This window comes from Rhodococcus sp. G-MC3 (genome assembly GCF_030063335.1).
GTDB lineage: Bacteria > Actinomycetota > Actinomycetes > Mycobacteriales > Mycobacteriaceae > Rhodococcoides.
In genome coordinates, this window is record NZ_JASISW010000035.1 from 21,857 (window position 1) to 27,856 (window position 6,000).

Sequence of the window (6,000 nt, forward strand, 5' to 3'; positions counted from 1 at the left end):
CCGTACCAATTTTTGACACCGGATCAAAACGGAGGCAGCGCCGCTGCGTACAGTTCACGACACATCGATGGGAACCGGTTACAGCACACTCGAAACGGGGTACCCGAAGTGCATGTGAATCACCCCGGCGTGTCCGGAGACTTCGTTCTTTGGGAACGATCGAGTTATGTCAGGATCGCAGACGAGGTACCCGCCGGAGCCGAAGTAAGCGTGCGGTGCGGATGGTCGCCGAAGTCCAGCACGAGCATCCCTCCGAGTGGGCGGCGATCGAGTCGGTAGCCGGCAAGCTCGGCATCGGGACCGCACAGACGTTGCACAACTGGATCCGACGGCCTCAGACCGATGCAAGCCAGCGCCCGGGCGTGACCAGTGAGATCTCGGCAGAGATGAAGAAGCTTCGCACTGAGAACCGAGAACTCAAGCGAGCCAACGAAATACTGAACTCTGCGTCGGTCTTTTTCGCGGCGGAGCGGGGTCGCAACAACAAGTGATCATCGACTTCATCGAAAACAACAAACAGGAATCCGAACTCCGCTCATCGATCACACCTGGCACTACGGCGTCGAGCCGATCTAATGAAACGGTAGCCCCGCCGGTTTGCACTACTCGAGCCGATCCGTGCACGCAGCCCTACTTCTGCAGACTGTGGGCGAACTCGGCGCGGCTACCACGTTTCGGTGCATGCGTACCGCATTGTGAAGTATCGGGCCGCTGGTAGGTGCATCACTTCGTCGAGCAGGGCACTTTCAAACCATGACGGCAGCGCGTGAGACCGATCGGTAGGCGGGAGGTTACACGACAGCCGATGCGATGGTGGCCCCACGAGGCCTTTTCATGAGAGCGCTGATCAACCTTCCCGGTTCGATGACCGTGGGCGCCACCCTGATGCACACATCGACGAGAAGGGGTGACATGACCACACTGTGGTGCGGAATCGACTGGGCTGAAGCGCATCACGATGTGGCAGTCATCGACGTCGACGGCGTGCTGATTGCCAAAGCTCGAATCAGCGACGACCTTGCTGGGTTCACCAGACTGACGGAGCTGGTCACTTCTCTGTCACTGAGCGGCCTCTCTGGATTGCCGATAGCCATCGAAACAGGGCAAGGCCTGCTGGTATCGGCGCTTCGCGCCGCCGGTGCCGATGGGTTCGCCATCAACCCACTAGCGGTCTCCCGGTACCGAGACAGGTATTCACCGAGCTGATCGAAAAGCGACTCTGCGGACGCATTGGTGCTGGCGAACATTCTGCAAACGGCCAAAGTCAACCACCGTCGATTGCCTCACGACAGCGAACTGGCGCAATCGATCAAAGTGCTCGCACGTGGTCACCAGGATGCGATCTGGGATCGAAAGCAGATCGCAAGCGAGGCTCGATCGCTTCTGCGCCAATACTATCCGGCGGTTCTCGATACGTTCGACGACCTCACCACCATGGGTGCGCGCGTGGTCCTACATTTGGCTGCCACTCCCTCCGCCGCTGCCAGTCTGCGTCCCTCAGCGGTAGCTGCTGCACTCCGAAAGTGAGGCCGGAAACGTGGAGTCGACGCGGAAGCTCGGCGAATCGTCGACGACCTTCGTGCCATACATCTGCGACAGCCGACATCGGTCGAGACTGCGATGGGCTGCCAGGCGCTCACGTACTCTCGCGCCAAGGCCGCAGCCGCTGAGAACATCCGATCGCTGGAGGATGCCCTGAGCGAAGCCTTCTATGCGCACGCAGACGCAGCAGTCCTGCGCAGTTTCCCCGGTCTCCGAACTGTGCTCGGCGCGCCGCGGATCCTCGGTGAAATCGGCGACGACAGGGAACGTTTCACTACAGCGCGAGGATTGAAATCCTATGCCGGCACCGCGCCAGCGGCACCAAGACCAACGTCAGTATGCGCGTGGTCCGCAATAAACGACTCAACCCCGCCGCGTACCTCTGGGCGCTTCCATTGATTCTTCACTCACCCGACGCGCGCTCCCACTACGACCGAAGACGCCGGGTCGGTGATTCGCACACCTCGGCATCGAGGAACCTCGCCAACCGCTACATCGGAATGCTCCATCACTGCCTTCACACGGGGCAGGTCTACGACGCATCGGTCGCATTCGGGCACATCGCTGAGAGAGCACCAGCGAACATCGCGTCTTGACTAACGGCAACATGCGATGTCTGCACGGTGCTCACCGAGCACGGCTGCCCGATCGCGCCAGTCCATCTACTACGAGGCCCGCAGTCGCGCTGCATCGAAACGAGCGGTGCGCGATAGACAGCTGAAGGCCGAGATCACCCATGTTCACGGTGAGAACTACTCGGTCTACGGCGCACGCAAAGTCTGGCTGCAATCACGAGGGATTCTGCGAGAAGTTACCGGTAACTACAGTGCATCCTTCGCGACCGGCGTCGGTGTGTTGATCGTGTCGGTTGTACTGACATTGCTGATCCAAGAACAGAAGGTGGAGGCTGCACCCGCTAGCGATCCAACCGAGTTGAGGCGGACTCTTGCCTCGGGCTAGGGGTTACGACGGCTTATTACTCGGGGCACAAACTCTGTCGCGTCCGGTTCCAGAACGGAAACAGTTGCGTACGAGTGGCTTCGGGATGATCGGTCTGGGCCAGCTCCTCGAATTCCAGAACTGTTTGTCCGGCCGTCCGGGCGACTCCACACGCTTGCAGACTTAGCTTTGCCGAGGCTACGAACCCGATATCGGTGGCGTAGGAACCGAGTGGGCTCGAATTCACAAATGATTCGAGCCCGTCGCCCCACCGGTTGTACTCGGATTGGATGGTGTAATCGCACGGCTGCCCGAACAACGTGCTGCACGTTGCCTCTTGGCCATCGATCACGAAAGATTCATCGGCTTGGGGGCGCGGTGTCGTGTCTCGGGTGGAGTCGAACACCTTGAGGAAGACGACGACCGCGAGCGCACACAAAGCGACGATGATCAGCAGGTGCAGAATGCGTTTCATTTACCCTCACCGTCTGACTGCGGAGACTTCGAGACTGCGTATCCGTCCATCCTGCCGGATCTGGACGCCAGCATGGACGAAATCACCGTAATCGGCGAGTCCGACGTTGAGTTTTCCGCCGAAGAGCACCGATAGCAGAGCCTCGCATGGACCTATGCCGCGCGTGGAGGGAAGTGGTTCGCTGGACGCCTTGTGGGCTGATCGAGTGCAACTGGCCGCGACGCGACGGATGATCCGGATCATCTCAGCCAGCCGGATCATCTTAGCCTTATCTTAGCCTGAATGCACCGATGAGCTGACTCGCTTGTTCTGAATGATGTTGCGCGGTATCGACCTGGATACGAGGCGTGATTGTTCGGCCGATCTCGGCTATCGGGTTGTTCCACTGGGGTTTTCGTCTCGTGTGTGGGTAAGGGTACTGGTCGTTAGGCTGCGATCGGTAGGTTTCGAGGGAACGTGTTCTCGAACAGTGTCATCCACTGTTTCTCCCACGGCCAGTCTGTGGGTAGGTGGAGGGTGATTTTCCGTGCCGAGTAGGCGATACGAGTCGGCACGGTGATCAGAGTTCGACGGATCGTGCCGGTCGTTGCCTTCGCCAGCGCCGAGTCGCCGGTGATGGCGGCGGCGGCGCGGGTGAGGTTGAACGCCATCACCGCGCAGACCAGCCAGGCCGCGTTGGCGCAAAAATGTCCTGACGGCATGTGGGCGAGGGCTGAATTCTTGAGGTCTGCGTGGACTTGTTCGATGATCGCGTGCCGGCGGTGGACCTGGTCGGCGGTGACGGTGTCGAGATCGTCTGGGTCTGTGGTGGTGAAGAAAGCGTGGAACCGCCACACATCGAACAGTTGCTGCTGTCCTTGGTCTTTCTTCAATCGTAGATCCGGGATGCGGCGCACGATCAACCGGCCGGGGATGTGGTGGGCTGTCTTCTGTGCCGTGAACGCGGTGAACGGTATTTCGGCGACTTCCGCCGTCGAGATCCACGACTGGGTGTCGTCGTCGAAGATCGCGTTGGTGTAGCGGATCGGGGTCCACGCATCGACCGGGATTGCACTGATCGCGGTGCGGATCACCGAGTTCAGTCCGGTGGTGATCGAGACGTCCGCGCCGCCACGGATCGCTGCCGAGATGGCGCGGTGCCCGAAGTACGCCGAATCGGCACGCACCAGTGGGACCGACATCTGCTGTGGAGCAGCAGAATTGGTGACTACCGTGCGGACTCGGTGTACCGTGCGCAAGGTGTCGGCGATCATCCGGGCTGCACCGCGTGCGGATCCACATGACCCTTTCCGGAGTCGTTGCCCGGTGATCACCGGTGCTGCAGTGGTCGTGGTGACGGTGGTGATCAGCGAGTTCAATCCGCGGACTCCGGAGTAGCCGTAGACGGATCCTTGTTTGCTGTGTCCGTGGACTTCGATGATCGAGTCGTCGATGTCGATCATCACCGGGCCGGTGTCGATCCCGGCCAGGACCGGGGTCTGCTCGGCGAGCCCAGAGGGCAGGCGGGACGCGACTGCGTCGAGTTGGGGGACATGCCCGAACCGGAACTGGTGCAGAAACGCCCCCAGCGTCGAGGGCGCGTACGGGCGGTCGAAGAGCGTTCCCAGTGCGCCGTGCCGGAGGATCGCCATGTCGGCGATGCTGTCCGCGCCAGCGACCATCCCCGCGACCAGCGATCCGACCTTGCGGCCGGCGTTGGCGCCTTTGTCGGTCGGCACACTCAGATGCGCGTCGGCCAACGCGAGCAACCCTGATCGCTGCGCCAACGCCAACGCCAGCACCGGGACCAGCCCGGCTGCGGACACGAGATTGGGGTCGTCGAACCTCGCGGCAGTGACAGGTCGGGTGTGAGATAGTTGCATCTGCGAGATGCCCTTCTTGTGGTCAGAATCGGTTCTGTAGAAAGTCCCATTCGTCCACCACAGCAGGGCATTTCGCGTCTAACGCGCATGTTGAGCGGCTACCTCATCGGTGCATTCAGGCTTAACCGTCGACGGATCGGCGCAACTCGGGTCTGCTCGGCAACGGTGTCCACCCCTCGTTCATACCCGAGCGGCGCGACCATCCTGCGTGACTCGCCGCACCGCACACGGTTCCAGTTTTCGCGGAGGACGGCACCACGAAAGTCAGCGACTCCACATTCTCCTGAGATGACAGTGAGGGCACCGACCTACCTCGGTCCGGTGCCCCAATTCATCCAGCGTCCATTTGACTTCTGCGTCAGGGGGTTCGGGTCAGATACAGGGTCACAGGAGTCAACGATTCTGGCTCTTGTGACACGTTCGTGGGTTGCTGATCGCGCCTGAGCGGCCACACGCCCTCCCCCGTCTAAGTTTTGGCTTGCCGAAGGTCAAAACTGAAGAACGGAGAACGGAGAACGGCGTGCAGAACGCTAGCTTATGGCGCACGGTGTTGGGCGTCGAGAACACCGTCGTCGAGGACGTCGAATTCAACGACGACACACAAGCGATCGTGGCGCATGTAAGGCCCGCAAGGGGGATCAGGGGGCGATGTTGCTCCTGCGGATATTGCCCCACACACGGGCCGACAGTACGCCAAATCCCCTGGGCCCGCCACGGTGCCGGGCATACCCGCTCTTTCGATCAACAGGTCGCGTGGCTGGCCACCCAGTGCTCCAAGAAGGCAATCACCGAACTGATGCGGATCGCCTGGCGCACAGTCGGATCGATCATCGCTAGAGTGTGGGCCGACACCGCCGCCGGTATCGATGCGTTAGCCGACCTGCCAAGAATCGGGATCGACGAGATCTCGTGCAAACGCGGTCACAAGTACCTGACCGTTGTCGTCGACCACGACACCGGACGCCTGGTGTGGGCCCATCCGGGCCGAGACCGCGCGACCGTCCGCGCTATCTTCGACGCACTCGAGTCCTCGGGTGCGGGAAGGTGCGCCCGCATTACTCATGTCACCGCTGACGTGGCCTTGTGGATCTCCGATGTGGTCCGCGACCGATGTCCCCGCCGCGATCCGCTGTGCCGACCCCTTTCACGTCGTCGGTTGGGCTACCGAGGCACTCGATACCG

4 protein-coding genes and 3 pseudogenes are annotated in these 6,000 nt (G+C 61.2%); 5 read left to right on the plus strand and 2 right to left on the minus strand.

The window, feature by feature from the left end:
* Positions 1 to 221 precede the first annotated feature (221 nt).
* The 4 genes and pseudogenes from QMK17_RS24755 to QMK17_RS24770 form a co-directional block, all read left to right on the plus strand.
* Positions 222 to 461: pseudogene (locus QMK17_RS24755) on the plus strand (IS3-like element ISMyma3 family transposase); the annotation flags it as partial.
* A 451-nt stretch (positions 462 to 912) separates the two neighbouring features.
* A pseudogene (locus tag QMK17_RS26555) lies at positions 913 to 1,527 on the plus strand (IS110 family transposase).
* Positions 1,528 to 1,620: 93 nt separating this feature from the next.
* Positions 1,621 to 1,941 carry a transposase gene (locus QMK17_RS26560; RefSeq protein WP_283511946.1) on the plus strand — a complete coding sequence of 107 codons (321 nt, stop codon included), beginning with the start codon at positions 1,621 to 1,623 and terminating at the stop codon, positions 1,939 to 1,941.
* 303 nt (positions 1,942 to 2,244) lie between these two features.
* The gene (locus QMK17_RS24770; RefSeq protein ID WP_283511951.1) at positions 2,245 to 2,502 is read left to right on the plus strand and encodes a hypothetical protein; all 258 of its coding nucleotides are present in this window, start codon (positions 2,245 to 2,247) and stop codon (positions 2,500 to 2,502) included.
* 16 nt (positions 2,503 to 2,518) lie between these two features.
* Here QMK17_RS24770 and QMK17_RS24775 read toward each other — a convergent pair whose 3' ends face one another.
* Positions 2,519 to 2,956, minus strand: a complete 438-nt coding sequence (locus QMK17_RS24775) for a hypothetical protein (RefSeq protein ID WP_283511947.1) — start codon at positions 2,954 to 2,956, stop codon at positions 2,519 to 2,521.
* 425 nt (positions 2,957 to 3,381) lie between these two features.
* The gene (locus QMK17_RS24780) at positions 3,382 to 4,818 is read right to left on the minus strand and encodes an IS1380 family transposase (RefSeq protein WP_283511948.1); all 1,437 of its coding nucleotides are present in this window, start codon (positions 4,816 to 4,818) and stop codon (positions 3,382 to 3,384) included.
* A gap of 520 nt (positions 4,819 to 5,338) precedes the next feature.
* On the opposite strand from QMK17_RS24780, the pseudogene QMK17_RS24785 reads away from it, so the two are divergent.
* Positions 5,339 to 6,000, plus strand: a pseudogene (locus QMK17_RS24785) (ISL3 family transposase); the annotation flags it as partial.

Coding starts and splice junctions, on each gene's coding strand:
- QMK17_RS26560 (WP_283511946.1), top strand. CDS start 1,621: ATGGGCTGCCAGGCGCTCACGTACTCTCGCGCCAAGGCCGCAGCCGCT.
- QMK17_RS24780 (WP_283511948.1), bottom strand. CDS start 4,818: ATGCAACTATCTCACACCCGACCTGTCACTGCCGCGAGGTTCGACGAC.
- QMK17_RS24775 (WP_283511947.1), bottom strand. CDS start 2,956: ATGAAACGCATTCTGCACCTGCTGATCATCGTCGCTTTGTGTGCGCTC.